16 protein-coding genes are annotated in these 14,652 nt (G+C 61.9%); 7 read left to right on the top strand and 9 right to left on the bottom strand.

Going from position 1 to position 14,652, the window contains the following annotated elements; all coding sequences use genetic code 11:
- The first annotated feature begins 53 nt into the window (after window positions 1-53).
- On the top strand, window positions 54-488 hold the full coding sequence (locus tag AC2444_RS10250) for a GNAT family N-acetyltransferase (protein ID WP_012757525.1): 435 nt from the start codon (window positions 54-56) through the stop codon (window positions 486-488).
- A gap of 25 nt (window positions 489-513) precedes the next feature.
- Window positions 514-1,179: a class I SAM-dependent methyltransferase gene (locus tag AC2444_RS10245; protein ID WP_012757524.1), complete on the top strand. Its 666-nt coding sequence runs from the start codon at window positions 514-516 to the stop codon at window positions 1,177-1,179.
- Between the two features lie 102 nt (window positions 1,180-1,281).
- Here the strand turns inward: AC2444_RS10245 and AC2444_RS10240 are convergent, their stop codons facing one another.
- The 6 genes from AC2444_RS10240 to AC2444_RS10215 all read right to left on the bottom strand — a co-directional run bounded on the left by AC2444_RS10240 (window position 1,282) and on the right by AC2444_RS10215 (window position 7,477).
- Window positions 1,282-1,929, bottom strand: coding sequence for a hypothetical protein (locus AC2444_RS10240; RefSeq protein ID WP_012757523.1), 648 nt, complete (start codon window positions 1,927-1,929; stop codon window positions 1,282-1,284).
- Window positions 1,930-2,018: 89 nt separating this feature from the next.
- Window positions 2,019-3,242 carry a molybdopterin molybdotransferase MoeA gene (locus tag AC2444_RS10235; protein WP_012757522.1) on the bottom strand — a complete coding sequence of 408 codons (1,224 nt, stop codon included), beginning with the start codon at window positions 3,240-3,242 and terminating at the stop codon, window positions 2,019-2,021.
- Window positions 3,239-3,736 carry a cyclic pyranopterin monophosphate synthase MoaC gene (gene moaC, locus AC2444_RS10230; protein WP_012757521.1) on the bottom strand — a complete coding sequence of 166 codons (498 nt, stop codon included), beginning with the start codon at window positions 3,734-3,736 and terminating at the stop codon, window positions 3,239-3,241. Before moaC ends, AC2444_RS10235 begins: the two co-directional genes overlap by 4 nt.
- Window position 3,737: 1 nt before the next feature.
- Window positions 3,738-4,550 (bottom strand): indole-3-glycerol phosphate synthase TrpC, encoded by an 813-nt coding sequence (gene trpC / locus AC2444_RS10225; RefSeq protein WP_012757520.1) that lies wholly within the window; start codon window positions 4,548-4,550, stop codon window positions 3,738-3,740.
- A gap of 9 nt (window positions 4,551-4,559) precedes the next feature.
- Window positions 4,560-5,576: an anthranilate phosphoribosyltransferase gene (gene trpD, locus AC2444_RS10220; RefSeq protein ID WP_012757519.1), complete on the bottom strand. Its 1,017-nt coding sequence runs from the start codon at window positions 5,574-5,576 to the stop codon at window positions 4,560-4,562.
- 8 nt (window positions 5,577-5,584) lie between these two features.
- Complete coding sequence (locus AC2444_RS10215) at window positions 5,585-7,477, bottom strand: peptidylprolyl isomerase (protein WP_012757518.1); 1,893 nt, start codon at window positions 7,475-7,477, stop codon at window positions 5,585-5,587.
- A gap of 219 nt (window positions 7,478-7,696) precedes the next feature.
- Between AC2444_RS10215 and AC2444_RS10210 the strand changes: the two genes are divergently transcribed.
- Entirely contained in the window at window positions 7,697-7,978 is a 282-nt protein-coding gene (locus tag AC2444_RS10210; RefSeq protein ID WP_003539806.1) for a hypothetical protein, read from the top strand.
- Between the two features lie 117 nt (window positions 7,979-8,095).
- Here the strand turns inward: AC2444_RS10210 and AC2444_RS10205 are convergent, their stop codons facing one another.
- The gene (locus AC2444_RS10205) at window positions 8,096-8,350 is read right to left on the bottom strand and encodes a GlsB/YeaQ/YmgE family stress response membrane protein (RefSeq protein ID WP_003539804.1); all 255 of its coding nucleotides are present in this window, start codon (window positions 8,348-8,350) and stop codon (window positions 8,096-8,098) included.
- Between the two features lie 893 nt (window positions 8,351-9,243).
- On the opposite strand from AC2444_RS10205, the gene AC2444_RS10200 reads away from it, so the two are divergent.
- The 3 genes from AC2444_RS10200 to AC2444_RS10190 all read left to right on the top strand — a co-directional run bounded on the left by AC2444_RS10200 (window position 9,244) and on the right by AC2444_RS10190 (window position 11,720).
- Window positions 9,244-9,399: a hypothetical protein gene (locus tag AC2444_RS10200; RefSeq protein WP_003539802.1), complete on the top strand. Its 156-nt coding sequence runs from the start codon at window positions 9,244-9,246 to the stop codon at window positions 9,397-9,399.
- 493 nt (window positions 9,400-9,892) lie between these two features.
- Entirely contained in the window at window positions 9,893-10,765 is an 873-nt protein-coding gene (locus AC2444_RS10195) for a transglutaminase family protein (RefSeq protein ID WP_012757515.1), read from the top strand.
- A gap of 127 nt (window positions 10,766-10,892) precedes the next feature.
- Window positions 10,893-11,720: a transglutaminase-like domain-containing protein gene (locus tag AC2444_RS10190; protein ID WP_012757514.1), complete on the top strand. Its 828-nt coding sequence runs from the start codon at window positions 10,893-10,895 to the stop codon at window positions 11,718-11,720.
- A gap of 54 nt (window positions 11,721-11,774) precedes the next feature.
- Here the strand turns inward: AC2444_RS10190 and AC2444_RS10185 are convergent, their stop codons facing one another.
- Complete coding sequence (locus AC2444_RS10185) at window positions 11,775-11,996, bottom strand: alkylphosphonate utilization protein (protein ID WP_012757513.1); 222 nt, start codon at window positions 11,994-11,996, stop codon at window positions 11,775-11,777.
- 101 nt (window positions 11,997-12,097) lie between these two features.
- The gene (locus AC2444_RS10180; protein WP_128449868.1) at window positions 12,098-12,994 is read right to left on the bottom strand and encodes a LysR family transcriptional regulator; all 897 of its coding nucleotides are present in this window, start codon (window positions 12,992-12,994) and stop codon (window positions 12,098-12,100) included.
- 144 nt (window positions 12,995-13,138) lie between these two features.
- Between AC2444_RS10180 and AC2444_RS10175 the strand changes: the two genes are divergently transcribed.
- Window positions 13,139-14,566 carry an MFS transporter gene (locus tag AC2444_RS10175; protein ID WP_041935659.1) on the top strand — a complete coding sequence of 476 codons (1,428 nt, stop codon included), beginning with the start codon at window positions 13,139-13,141 and terminating at the stop codon, window positions 14,564-14,566.
- Window positions 14,567-14,652: the final 86 nt, after the last annotated feature.

The following is a 14,652-nucleotide window of genomic DNA, read 5'->3' as shown; positions in this document are numbered from 1 at the left end:
CCCTACGCTGGTCCGGCGGAGGGCTTTGGGCCGTATCCCTGAGGGAGGCAAGGATGGTGATGGAAACGGCGATCCTCAGCGTCCCGGTTTTCAGTACGCTCTGCAATGAGGCCTTCCGGCTGCGGCGCGCTATTTTCGTGTATGAGCAGAAGGTTCCCGAAGCCGAGGAATTCGATGCCGACGATCTCAGCGCCCATCATCTCGTTGCCGTCACGGCAGGCGAGGTCTCCGGCACGTTGCGGATCATCTACGCCGAGGAACATGTGAAGATCGGGCGGGTTGCGGTTGCAAGCCAATGGCGCGGCCAAGGCGTTGCAGCCGCAATGATCGGGCAAGCGATGGACCTGCATCGCGCTGCCCGCGACAACCGCTTCTATCTGACAGCGCAGGCGGACAAGTTGCCGCTCTACGAGCGTTTTGGCTTCGTTGCCTATGGCGCGGAATTTCTTGACGGCGGGATGCCGCACCTTGCCATGAAGAACTACTGAGCTTCGGCGGCAGGAGCAGATGCCGATGAAACGCCCCGGTATGCCGAATCCCGATCCGGCCGCCTTCATCAAGGCCAACCTGCCGATATCACCGGTTCCCGCTATCCCGGAGATTTGCCTTCATACGGCAGGGCCTGCGAGCGGGCTCTGGCGGCTTTCCGGCCGCAGAGAGGCCGATCCGCCGCCTTACTGGGCCTATCCCTGGGCCGGCGGCGCCGTGCTTGCCCGCCATCTGCTCGACCGGCCGGAAATAGTCGTGGGTCGCCGTGTCCTCGATCTCGGCGCCGGCTCCGGGCTCGTCGCTATCGCGGCGGCAAAGGCCGGAGCAGCTACGGTGACGGCGGTCGACATCGATGCTAATGCCATTGCCGCGATCGGCCTCAACGCAGCGACTAACGGCGTCAACATCGTTGCCGTCGCCGCGGATATCATTGGGGATTCGCCGCCAGAGACAGACCTCCTCGTTGTCGGCGATCTGTTCTACGATCCAGGGCTAGCCTTGCGGGTGATGGCCTTCCTGCGGCGTTGCCAGGCGCGCGGCATCGAGGTGCTGATCGGCGATCCCGAGCGGGCCTACCTACCGCAGGACGAATTCAGGCGAATCGCCACCCATGCGGTTGCGGATTTCGGGGCGGGCAAGGGGGGCAAGGCTGTGCAGGCGGTCGTCTTCTCGCTCTCCGGCAATAGCTGAAAGGCGAGATCAACATTTAGCCTAGCTGCCCGCATTACCTCATCGTCAGCAGACAAATGACCGCGTGGCCGATGCCTGCGGGCTGGCCTTTATTTTTTTGCATCAGCGGCAGGCAGCGGATGAACTACAGTAATTGGGATTGATGCCGAAAGTGACCGGAACGAACTCGTCGAGACATCTATCATCGGTGGAACCGTCGATGTTAACGTCCGCCTGCCAAGTCGTTGTCCCCTCTGGCGGATAATAGGTTTTTCCAAAGCATTGACGCGGCGTTGCACTCTTCGGCAAGATTCCAAGTCGTATCAGGTCTTGAACGTCATTTTGTTGAGCCAATAGCTCCTTTTCCATGAAATCGGTCACAAATTCTCGAACTTCAGGGTAGTTCGTAGCGCAACTGTTTACGGCAAGGTCCTCGTTGCCCCGATGCGCGATGATGATGTAACCGATGGATCCGGCTTGTTGCTTGCGTGCCATAGGCTTGCTTCCATCCAGGATCGTATGGCCTTTCAGCACACTGAGTTTTTCAATCAGCGACCGATATCGTCTGAGCTGCTCGTCCATACGATCCGAGCAAAGTACCAGAGTTCTTGGCGTCGCTGCGTCTTTCAAATCGGAGCTTAACCAGTCAATCGCCCAGGGAGCGTTGGTGTTAGCAGGGGGCTCCAGTGCGGGGCCTCCTTCTACCGCCGCAACGGCGGACGAATAGGCCGTGAGAAGGACGACAGCCGACATCATGCAGCTAGATAACATTGGCATCACCTACAAACGTGGCTCCTGCGCGTTCATCATCAGGCAGAAGCGGTATACGCTCAAACGTGGAAATAAATTACACTGTAATATCAGGCCAGAAGGTCCGGCCGCAACAGCATGACCGGGCAGGGCGCTCCGGCCAGCAGCTCCGGCGCATGTGGCGGGCGGATGACGAGGCAATCGGCTGCGGCGAAGACCTTCATCATCGAGGAATCCTGCTTGCCGAAAGGCTCGGCGAGCCAGTGGCCGGCGGCGGATTTCGAAAGTTTCGCCCTGATATAGTCCTGCCGGTGGTCGTTGGCGCGCAGCGTGACAGCCGCCTCCACCGTTGCCTCGCGGCGCACCGGCGGCAGGGAGGCAAGCCTGCGGATCAGCGGTTCCAGGAAGAGCAGCGAACAGACGAGGCTCGAGACCGGATTGCCGGGCAGGCCGAGCACATGCGTCTCGCCGAAGCTGCCGACCATCAGCGGTTTGCCGGGGCGCATGGCGATGCGCCAGAAATCGAGCTGCATGCCGGCTTCGATCAGCGTGGCCTGCACCAGATCATGGTCGCCGACCGAAGCGCCACCGAGCGTGACGATCACATCGACCCCGGCATCCCGGGCCGTGTCGATCGCCGCGGTGATCCTAGCCTTGTCGTCAGGCACGATACCGAGATCGAGCACATCGGCGCCGGCTTTGCGGGCAAGGGCTGCAATACCAAACGTATTGGATGCGATGATCTGTGAAGGGCCGGGCGTGCTTCCGGGCGGCAGCAGTTCGTCGCCGGTCGCGAGGATGGCGATCAGCGGGCGCCGCAGCACTTCGACATCAGGCCGGTTCATGCCGGCAGCAACCGTCAGCCGCGAGAAATCGAGCACGGTGCCGGCCGACAGAACGGCTTCGCCTTCGGCGAAATCCTGACCGCGCGGACGCACATGCTGGCCCTGCCGCACAGGGAAATTGGTTCGGATACCGCCTTCGATCTTCTCCGCATCCTCCTGCAGCAGGACGCTGTCGGCGCCCGGCGGAACAGGCGCGCCGGTGAAGATACGGACGGCTTCACCCTGGCTGACGCTTCCCTCGAAGCCGTGGCCAGCGGAAGACGTGCCGATGACCTTCAGCTCGGCGCCCGGCTCCGGCGCGTCTTCGCGGCGCAGCGCATAGCCATCCATGGCGGAGGCATTGAAGGGCGGCTGGGTCAGGCCGGCCGTCAGATCGACGGCCAGGACGCGGCCCTCGGCTTCGGCTAGCGGCAGCGTCTCGGACGCAGCAGTGGGTTTTGCGCGAGAGAGCAAGCGGTTCAGGGCGTCGGCGACCGGGAGAAGGTTCATCTTGCCTCCGGATGACGGAAATCGCCGGATTTTCCGCCGGACTTTTCAAGAAGCCGGATGCCGCCGATCTCCATTGCCTTATCGGCGGCCTTGGCCATGTCGTAGATCGTCAGACAAGCGACCGAGACGGCGGTCAGCGCCTCCATCTCCACACCGGTCTTGCCGGTCAGCTTGGCGGTCGCCGTAACGCGCAGGCCGGGCAGGGCGGCATCTTCCTCGATCTCGACCGTGACCTTCGTCAGCATCAGCGGATGGCAGAGCGGGATGAGATCGGCGGTGCGTTTTGCCGCCATAATGCCGGCAAGGCGCGCCGTGCCAATCACATCACCCTTCTTGGCATTTCCTTGGACGATGAGAGCAAGCGTTTCCGACGCCATCTTCACATGGCCCTCGGCAGTGGCGATGCGCACCGTCTCGGCCTTGTCCGAGACATCGACCATATGTGCCTCGCCGGAGGCACCGATATGGGTCAGACCGGGCTTTGCGCCGCTCATATCATTCGGCCGCGATGGCGGCTTCGCCAAAGAGCAGTGCGCGGGTGGCGGCGGCGACGTCCTCCTTGCGCATCAGGCTCTCCCCGACAAGGAAGGTATTGATGTCGACGGCCTGCAGGCGCTGGCAATCGGCATGGGTGAAGATGCCGCTTTCGCCAACCAGGAGCCGGTCATCAGGCACCATGGGGGCAAGCGCCTCGCTGACGGTGAGGCTGACCTCGAAAGTACGCAGATTGCGGTTGTTGATGCCGATGAGCGGCGAGGAGAGTTTCAGCGCCCGCTCCATCTCCTCTGCGTCGTGGACTTCGACCAGCACGTCCATGCCGAGGGCGAAGGCCTCGTCCTGCAGGCGTTCGGCTTCATCGTCGGACAGCGAGGCCATGATCAAGAGGATGCAATCGGCGCCCCAGGCGCGGGCCTCGTGCACCTGATAGGTCTCGAACATGAAATCCTTGCGCAGCGCCGGCAGCGCGCAGGCAGCACGGGCGGCTGTCAGAAATTCCGGCGCGCCCTGGAAACTCGGACTGTCGGTCAGCACCGAAAGGCAGGCGGCACCGCCGGCCTCATAGGCGCTGGCCAGCGACGGTGGATCGAAATCCGGGCGAATGAGGCCCTTCGAGGGGCTTGCCTTCTTGATTTCGGCGATCAGGCCGAAGCGGCCGGCATCACGCTTGGCAATGAGCGCCTTGTGGAAGCCGCGCGGGGCGGACTGGCCGGTCTGCATCGCCTTCAGATCGGCAAGCGACACTGTCGCCTTGGCAGCGGCGATCTCTTCGCGCTTGTAGAGTTCGATCTTCTTCAGGATATCGGTCATCGGGCAATCCTAGTCGATATCGTTGGAAACGGCGATGAGTTTGTCGAGGGCAAGCGCGGTGGAGCCGCTATCCAGCGACTGCGTGGCCAGCGTCATGCCGTCGCGGATCGTCTCGACCTTGCCGGCGATGACGAGCGAGGCGGCGGCATTGGCGAGCGAGACATCGCGATAGGCATTCTTGGCGCCGCCGAGCACCTCGCGAAGGGCTGCAGCATTGGCGACACCGTCACCGCCCTTGATGTCGGCGAGCAGGCAAGGGCTGACGCCGAAATCGGCCGGCGAGAGCTCGAAGGTGCGAATCTTGCCGCCTTCGAGTGCCGCGACTTGTGTGATGCCGGTGGTGGTGATCTCGTCGAGGCCGTCGCCATGGACGACCCAGACGCATTCGGAGCCGAGATCGCGCATGACTTCGGCAAGCGGCACCAGCCATTGCGGCGAGAAGACGCCGAGCAGTTGGCGGCGAACGCCGGCCGGATTGGAGAGCGGCCCGAGCAAGTTGAAGATCGTCCGCGTGCCGAGCTCGACCCTTGAGGGGCCGACATGGCGCATGGCGGAATGATGCATCTGCGCGAACATGAATCCGACGCCGGCCTCGGCAATGCAGCGGGAGATGATCTCGGGGCCGACGTCGAGCTTGACGCCGAGTGCGGCCAGATTGTCGGCCGCGCCCGATCTCGAACTCAGCGCCCGATTGCCGTGTTTGGCGACGGGAACACCAGCGCCGGCGACGATTAGCGCCGCCAGCGTCGAGATATTGTAGGTGCCGCTGGCATCGCCGCCGGTGCCGACAATGTCGATCGCATCGGCCGGCGCCTCGACGGTCAGCATTTTCGAGCGCATTGCGGTGACGGCGCCGACGATCTCGTCGACGGTTTCGCCGCGCACGCGCAGCGCCATCAGGAAGCCACCGATCTGCGAGGGTGTCGCCTGGCCCGACATCAGGATGTCGAAGGCAGCGCGGGCCTCGTCACGCGTCAGCGGCTCGCGGCTTGCGGCCTTGGCCAGGAACGGCTTCAGATCGGTCATAAAGCCTCCTAGCGGGTCGTCGCCTGTTCAGCGAGCGTATGGTTGATCTCGGCGCCGTACTGCGTCTGCAGCAGGTTGACCATCTGATCGAGAATATCATCGCCGGCGGCATTGGCCATGGCGGTGATCTGGGCATCGCGGTTGTTCAGCACGTCGCCGGTCGGCTGGGTGTTGACCTCGGTGACCTTCATCAGGATCTGCGTCGAGGGATCGGCGCCGACAGCGCTGGCGACCGTGTCGAGCGGGCCGGAGAAGGCGGCGGTGACGCCGGCCCGGCCGAGGACCGCATCATCGGTGGAACGGGTGACGCCGCTCTTGCTTTCGACGGCAATGCCGAGCGGCGTTGCGATATCGGCAAGGGCAGTGCCCTTTTTCGCCTCGGCCTTCAATGCATCGGCCTTCTTTGCGAGCTCGGCCTTCTGCTGTTCCGCCGTCCAGTCCTCGACGGCCTTTTCGCGCACTTCGGCGACCGGGCGGTCGCGGTCCGGCGTGATTTCGCGGACGTTGAACCAGACATAGCCGTCATTGCCGATCGGCAGCGGCGGCGCATCGACGCCAACCTCGGTCTTGAAGGCTTCGCCGAGCAGCTGCTGCTTGACGGGAATATCCTTGACCTCTTGGCCGTCCTTGTCGGCGCCGGTCATATCGACGGCATCGACGGTGACGGCTTTGAGCTTCAGCTGGCCGGCGATATCCTCGAGCGTCGAACCGCCGGCGCGCAGGTCCTCGATGCGGTCATGAACGTTGATCACTTCCTGGGAGGCGTTGGAGAGCGACAGCTGCTTGCGGATATCCTCCTTCACCTCATCGAAATTCTTCGCCGTTTCCGACTTGATGTTGGTGACGCGCAGGATGACCGAGCCGAAGGAGCCATCGACGACAGGCGTCGTGCCGCCATCGCGCGAAACTGCGAAGGCCGCATCGGCAACCGCCTGGTCGGGAACCTTGTCCTTGGTGAATTCGCCGAGCAACACGTCACTTGCCGTCTTGCCCTGGTCGGAGACCAGCTGGTCGAAGCTGGTGCCGCTCTTCAGCGCCGTTTCGGCGGCGGTGGCGAGATCCTTGCTGGCGAAGGTCAGCTGTTCGATGGTGCGGCTTTCCGGCGTGCGATAGGTATCCTTGCTCTTGTCGAAGGCTTCGTGGATCTGGTCGTCGGTGACGGTCGCGGCATCGGCGATATCGGCAGGCTGCAGCTTGAGATAGGCGAGCTTGCGATATTCGGGCGCCCGGTAGCGCTGCTTGACACCTTCGAACCACGTTGCCAGCACGTCGTCGGCAGGTGCCTTGATCGGCTCGATATTGGCATTGGTGAGCAGCAGGTAATCGATGCTGCGGCTTTCATCGCCATAGAGCTTCAGGGCGTCGACCAGGGTCTTCGGTGCGGTGAAACCATTCGAGATGGCATCGACCACCTGGCTGCGGACAGCGACCTTGCTGCGCTCCTTGATGTAATCGTCCTGGCGGATGTTGGCATTGCGCAGACGCGAGATGAAGAGCTCGCGGTCGAACCGGCCGTTGACGGCCTTGAAAGCCGGATCGTCAGCGATCAGCTGGGCGAGGCGATCTTCGGAAAGGCCGAGGTTCATGTCTTCGGCGAGCTGGTCGAGCGAGGCGCCGGCGACGAGCTGGGCGAGCACCTGCTGCTCGACGCCGAAGGCGCGGGCCTGCTCGGGGGTGAGGCGCGTGCCGAACTGCTGGCTGAGGTTTGCCACCTGGCGCTGATAGGCGAGGTGGAATTCGTTGACGTCCACATGCTGATCGCCAACGGTCACGACCGTGGTGCTGTTACCGCCTGTCAGCAGCTGATGCGACACGCCCCAGGCGCCGAAAGACACGACGAGCAGAAGCAGGAGCAGCTTGGCAACCCAGGTCTGAGCAGCTCTTCTCAGGATATGGAACATAGAAACGCAAACCTCGCAGTATCATTGACCCGCGCGCGGGCGGACATTCGACGTTCCTTAAAACAAACCCGACAGGAAATGAAGGGTTTGTCACGCGAAAAGCTGCACAAGTCGACCGCTCCGCCGCGGCGGCTTTGCGGAGAACAAAAGATCGGTTGCGACGGAACCTTTCGGGCCGCCATTTCGTTGAAGCGGCATCCCATGAAACAGGAGCAGACCATGGCAGAATTGAAAACCGCTTCCGCCGAATCCACCGCTGCGCGCGTCAAGGCTGATATAGCAGCAGACGATCTGTCGGCGCAGGTCGCAGCCCTTCGCAACGATCTCTCCCGGCTAACGGAAAGCGTGGTCGCGCTGGGGCAGGGGGCGAAGTCGGCGGTGACCGACGAGGCTTCGGTGATGACGGAACGGCTGCGCGACAAGGTACGCGAAGAACCGCTCGTGGCACTCGCCGTGACGGCAGGCATTGCCTACGTGTTCGGCCTGCTCAGCCGCCGCTGAACGGCAATTCAGAGTGAAGAAAAGCCGGGCGCCATGAACGCCCGGCTTTTAGTGTTTGCATCCGTCCAAAAGTAGCCGGGCCAGCTGACGCGACCGGGCTCAGTTGGCGCGGCCAAGTCAGCGGCGGATGACGCGCCCGATCGCGATCAAGATGCAGGCACCGACGAAACCGGTGATCAGATAACCCAGCCAACCGGCGAGCGGCTGGATGTGCAAAAGACCCAGGATCCAGTTGGCGACAATAGCGCCGATGATGCCGAGCAATATGTTCATGAGCAGGCTCATGCTGCTGCGCATTGCCTTTTCCGCCAGCCATCCGGCGACACCGCCGATAATGATGGCTGCAATCCAACCCACGCCTGCGCTTTCCATAGTTATCTCCCTCCTGGCAAAACGAGTCACAGAATGCACGAAACGAAACGAAGTTCCACTCCTAGTTACTGAGATTGCTTTGCGGGTTCAGCAACTTATGTGACTCACGGCTGCAGCAGGGTGACCGGGGAGTGCACCGCGTATGCGACGATCTGAAACAGGAGGCCAGCAATGGCCAGCAATGCGAAGCCAAAAGGCATAATCAAGCTTTTGCTAAACATCTTTCCTCTCCCGTTTGCGTAAAGCATAAGCGGAAGCGGAAGGAGCGCAAGAATATTGTTAACAGATAGTTAAGCATAGCAATTAGTTAAAATTTAATACATCCGCTGACGTCGTAATACTTTCGGATGTCAAAACGTTTATTTTTGCAGCCCTGCCGTGTCTGCTGGCGGATCATGCTACTTTCGCTCCAGACCTTCCACACTCTGCCGGCTCGTCGCCTTTGGCGCGAGATGCTTTAGATGCAGCTGGAGATGCAGTCTCTCTGGCTCGCAGACACGCGGCCGCAGAACGGGCCGGCGCTGTCGCGCGCCGTCGGGCAATCCGCGTCGCGGGCGATCAGGTCCGGTGTACGATCAGCATAAAGACGAGGAAAGACGCTGTTGCGACCGTCGCGGCGAAGGCAAGCTCATAATCCATGTCATTAACCCGGTTGGATGGCACCCCTAAACGCCGATCCGCGTCAGGGAGTTCCATACCGCCACTCGCGCTTATCGCCTGCCGATTGATTTTGTCGAGGAGTGTATCATTTTCCCTAGAACAGGATGATTTTAGGCCCAGTCGACCTAAAATCTGAATCCTGTTGCAAATTAAGAGTTAGAGCATGATGTCAAAACCGCTCACACTTTTCGCGATCATGCTCTGAATCGCCATTCAGCCAAGGGGACCACTTGATGCCAAAAGCTGCAATCGCCATCGCCTGCATCGGCTTGCTGACACTTTCCGGCTGCGGCAATACCGCATACGGGCTGAAGAAGGATGGACAGGAAGCAAGCCACGCAATGGACAATGCAACACATCGGGTGCTTTCGGCCGGCGCCAAGAAGTGATGCAGGCGATGGAATAAAAAAGCCCGCCTGGGGTGAGGCGGGCTTAGGATTAACAGGGAGAATGGGCGGATAGGCTTCCGCCTCGACTAATAAAGCATTTTCTTAAGCGCATGACTTTACGTCATTCGACGTAATGGCGATCGGCAACGACCAATGCGGCCAGGATTCGGAATCGAATCAGAGATGTCCGGATCGAATCAGAAGTTGCCCCAGTTCTGAGCGCGGGCACGAGCGCGAATAATCCGGTATTCGCGACCGCCATAGAGGGAGCCGATTGTCAGCAGAAGCGTCAGAACGTCCCAGATGATATGCATGTTATCCTCTTAGGTTGGACGGCCCCGCCGCCGATCGGTGAAGATACAATAGCAATCTTTCGAACGTGCTTATATGACAAGAAATCGGGATGAGCGGGAAAGCCGGCAGGGCGCTTCCGCAGAGGAGAGGCGGCGTTGCCGCCTTGGAGCAGCAAAGTGAACAGATTCGACGGCGGCTTATGACGATTTTCTCTGTCCGCCACATCACGTCCTATCGTTACGTCAGGGACGTCGATTTCGGCGAGCATCGCTTGATGTTCCGGCCGCGCGACAGTTTCGACCAGCGGCTGATCGAAGCGTCGTTGACGATCTATCCTGAGGAAAGCCATGTGCGCTGGATCCACGATGTTTTCGGCAATTGCGTGGCGCTCGTCGATTTTTCGAGGCCGGCGTCCGAACTTCGTTTCGAAACCTGGATCACGCTCGATCATACGCCGCAGGTCGCCCTGGATCTCAAGGTCGACGATGCGGCCCTGACCTATCCATTCTCCTACGACAAGGACGAAATTGCCGATCTGACGCCGGCGATGCAGCGCCATTATCCCGACCCGAACGACGAGGTCGGGCGCTGGGCACGCCAGTTCGTGCGCCAGGGGCGTCCAACGGAGACCGGGCATCTGCTGATGACGCTCTGTTACGCCATCCGCGAGAGCTTCGTCTACGCGCGGCGCCAGGAACATGGAACCCAGACGCCGTTGCAGACCTTGCAGCTTCGCTCCGGCACCTGCCGGGATTTTGCGCTTCTGATGATGGAGGCGGCACGGGTGCTTGGCCTCGCGGCGCGGTTCGTCACGGGCTATGTCTATGTTCCCGACCGGGACGGTTCCACCGTGCTCGGCGGCGGTTCCACGCATGCTTGGTGCCAGGTCTATCTTCCAGGCGCCGGCTGGACGGAGTTCGATCCGACCAACGGCATCGTCGGCAACCGCGATCTCATTCGTGTCGCGGTTGCCCGAGATCCGCGCCAGGCCGTCCCGTTGAGCGGCAGCTATGATGGGGACGGGAAGGATTTCGACAGCATGACGGTGCAGGTCAACGTCACCACGAGGTGATCTCGACTACGTCTGAGGTAATCTTGGATTACTCCGGCCTGGCCGCCCGCAGCCATGGGAACCGGGTCGCGCGATCAACGTTCCCTACTCACCTCCACCGATGCGGAGACGCGAGAAGGAAGCCACAATGAAGATACGCGCCGGGTTTCATCTGGGCTACGAATGCACGCAGCCGACGCCGATGCTGCTCGTCCTCAACATCCATCCCTCCCGTCGCGCTGATCTTCTCAGCGATCAGATCCTGACATTCGACCGGCCGATCGAGGCCTGGGGCTATACAGATGGGTTCGGCAATGCCTGCAGCCGGATCGTCGCTCCGCCCGGGCTGACGACGATCTCCACGGAGTTCGAGATCTATGACAGCGGCCAACCCGACATCGTTCCCGACGATGCCGTCCAGCACGGGATCAATGATCTGCCGGACGATGTGCTGGTCTTCCTGCTCGGCAGCCGTTATTGCGACACCGACAGGCTTGCGGATTTCGCCTGGGCAAGGTTCTCGTCGACGCCGCTCGGCTGGGCGCGTGTCCAGGCGATCTGCGATTTCGTCCATGACCACATCACTTTCGATTACCTGAAGGCCGACGTGCTCAGGACCGCGCATGGCGGCTTCACCGACAAGGCGGGCGTTTGCCGCGACTTTGCCCATCTCGCCATCGCGCTTTGCCGATGCATGAATATTCCCGCACGATATTGCACCGGCTATCTCGGCGATATCGGCGTTCCGATCGATCCCAATCCGATGGATTTCAGTGCCTGGTTCGAGGTCTTTCTCGGCGGTCATTGGCATACGGTCGATGCCCGCCACAACACGCCTCGCATCGGCCGGATCCTGATGGGGACCGGCCGCGACGCCACCGACGTCGCGATGTCGACAGCCTTCGGCCCGGCTACACTCTCCCGTTTCGAGGTGATCACCGAGGAAGTGCCGCAGGAGGCGATGAAAGCCGATTGATCGTCGGAGTCGGACTTACGAAGCGTCGACCGAGCATCGCAGGCGAGGCAGATCCTATGCCTTCTTCAAAAACTCGGTTTTCAGCACCAGGCCTTTGACCTGCTTGGTGCTGCACTCGATCGCGCCCGGATTGTCGGTCAGGCGAATGCCCTTGACCAGCGTTCCACGCTTCAACGTCTCCGAGGTTCCCTTGACCTTGAGGTCCTTGATCAGCGTCACGGAATCGCCGTCGTGCAGCTGGCTTCCGTTGCTGTCTTTTACAATGATGTCGGTCATAACGTCCCCGTTTGGTGATCCCGACGGGAAATCATGGCGACGCGGGATAGTCAACCACACGAACGGATCAATCGGCCCGACCTCAGATCCTACGCACTCCTTCAATCAGCGCGCGCGCAGGCGTCCCGAACGCAGCCGCGCAGCCAGCGATGCGCGGGATCGGCATCCATCCTGGGGTGCCAGAGTAATGACACCGTGATCTCGGGCGTCGGGACGGGGAGGGGGAAACTATGCATTCCCGCGCGCAAGACTCCGGTGTGCCGTTCGGGCACGCTGGCGATCAGATCGGAGGTTCGGGCGAGCGCCAGTGCCGTGGAAAAGCCGCTGACGATGGTGGCGATCTGCCGCTCCAGCCCGAGCGCGGTCAAGGCTTCATCGATCGGTCCCTTGTCGAGCCCGCGCCGTGAGACGTAGATGTGCTGGCCGGCGGCATAAAGGGAGGGCGTCAACTCGCGCTCGCAAAGCGGATGCCCCAAGCGCACGACGCCGATGAAACGATCGCGGAACAAGGCCTGCGCCCGCACCTCCGGCCCGGTCGTCCCGCCGACGACGCCGGTTTCCAGATCGACGGTCCCGTCGCGAAGCGGGGCGCTGTCCTTGTCCGGCTTCTGCACGAAGCGCAGCCGCACGCCGGGCGCTTGCCGGCCGAGGCGTGCGATAAGATCAGGTCCGAAGCTCTCGGCAAAGCCTTCGCTGGTGCGCAAGGTGAACGTCCGGACCAAGCGTTGAAGATCAAGCGCCTCGGCAGGACGCAGGACCGCCTGCGCGTCCTCGACAATCCGGCCGACCCGCTCGCGCAGTTCGAGCGCGCGCGGCGTGGGGACGAGGCCGCGGCCGGCGCGCACCAGCAGCGGATCGCCCGTCGTTTCGCGCAATCGCGCTAAGGCCCGGCTCATCGCCGACGGGCAGAGCCGCAGCCTTTGTGCCGCACGCGCAACGCTGCCCTCGGCAAGCAGCACATCGAGAGTGACCAGCAAGTTGAGATCGGGTGTCGACATGCATCAGCTATAACACGCTTTCATCGTGATGTGGCGCCAAACGCATGAATGAAGTGAAAATCATGCGCCTTCCGCCATATCAAACATAGGACTAGGTTTTCACCAGTTCCATTTGGGGAACTAAGAGAAAACGGAGTTCACGTGGTGAAATCGATCATTGCAGAGCGAAGCGAGGCCATCGCCGAACAGTCACCCTCCGTACGATGGGCGCTTGCCAGTCTTTCCCTCTCGATGTTGTTGCCGTCACTCGGCACCAGCATCGCCAATGTCGGCCTGCCGAGCTTGGCGCAAGCGTTCAATGCGTCCTTCCAGGATGTGCAGTGGATCGTTCTCGCCTATCTCCTTGCCATCACCACCCTGGTCGTCAGCGTCGGACGGCTCGGCGACATCACCGGCCGACGCCGGCTGCTGCTCATCGGCATCCTGCTCTTCACGCTGGCCTCGATCCTCTGCGGCGTCGCGCCGACTTTATGGCTGATGATTGCCGCGCGCGCCGTGCAGGGGCTGGGTGCGGCCATCATGATGGCGCTCACCATGGCCTTTGTCGGCGAAACGGTGCCGAAGGAAAAAACCGGGAGCGTCATGGGGCTGCTCGGAACGATGTCGGCGATCGGCACCGCTCTTGGGCCTTCGCTCGGCGGCCTGCTGATCGCCGGGCTCGGCTGGCCGGCAATCTTTCTCGTCAACGTGCCGCTCGGCGTTCTGACCTTCGTTCTCGCCTATCGCCATTTGCCCGCCGATATCAGCAAGGGGAAGACGGATCGGAAGGGCTTCGACTTGGCGGGCACACTGCTGCTTGCGCTGACGCTTTCGGCCTATGCGCTGGCGATGACGATCGGGCACGGCCGCTTTGGGCCGCTGAACGTCGCTCTGCTCTCGGCCGCCGTCTTCGGCACCGGTTTGTTCGTCTTAGCCGAGGCGAGAGCGGCATCGCCGCTGATCCAGTTGACGGAATTTCGCAATCGCGTCCTCAGCGCCAGCCTGGCGATGAACGCGCTGGTTTCGACTGTGATGATGGCGACGCTGGTGGTGGCGCCATTCTACCTTTCCCATGCGCTCGGGCTCAATCAAGCTCTCGTTGGCATCGTCATGTCGATCGGGCCCGTCATCTCCATCTTGAGCGGGGTCCCGGCTGGCCGCCTGGTCGACCGTCTGGACACGTCCTTCGTGGTTGTCGCAGGGCTCGTTGCCATGGCGGCAGCCTCCGTCGCCATGGCCGTGCTGCCCGGGATATCAGGCTACATCGCCGCCATCGCCATGCTGACACCCGGTTATCAGCTGTTCCAGGCGGCCAACAACACTGCCGTCATGGCGGATGTCCGTCCCGACCAGCGAGGCGTCATCTCCGGCATGCTCAACCTGTCGCGCAATCTCGGGCTGATTACCGGCGCATCCGTGATGGGCGCCGTCTTCGCGCTCTCTTCGGGAGCACCCGATATCACAGCGGCGCATCCCGAGGCCGTCGCCTCAGGTATGCGGGTCACCTTCGCCGTTGCGGCAGCACTGATTATCGTCGCGCTCGCCATTGCGGTCGGGACTTACCGCCGCCGCCGAGCGCTCGGGGAGAGTTGAGCCCGGCAGGCCGCGCGAGCGAAGCTCAGACCAAGGTCCGATCCATCCCGGACTTCGTGCCCATAGCAACTTTCGGTCAACGCGAT

This window comes from Rhizobium sp. WSM1328 (genome assembly GCF_057653715.1).
Note: the sequence above shows the minus strand (reverse complement) of the source record. Positions and strands in the feature narration are given on the sequence as shown.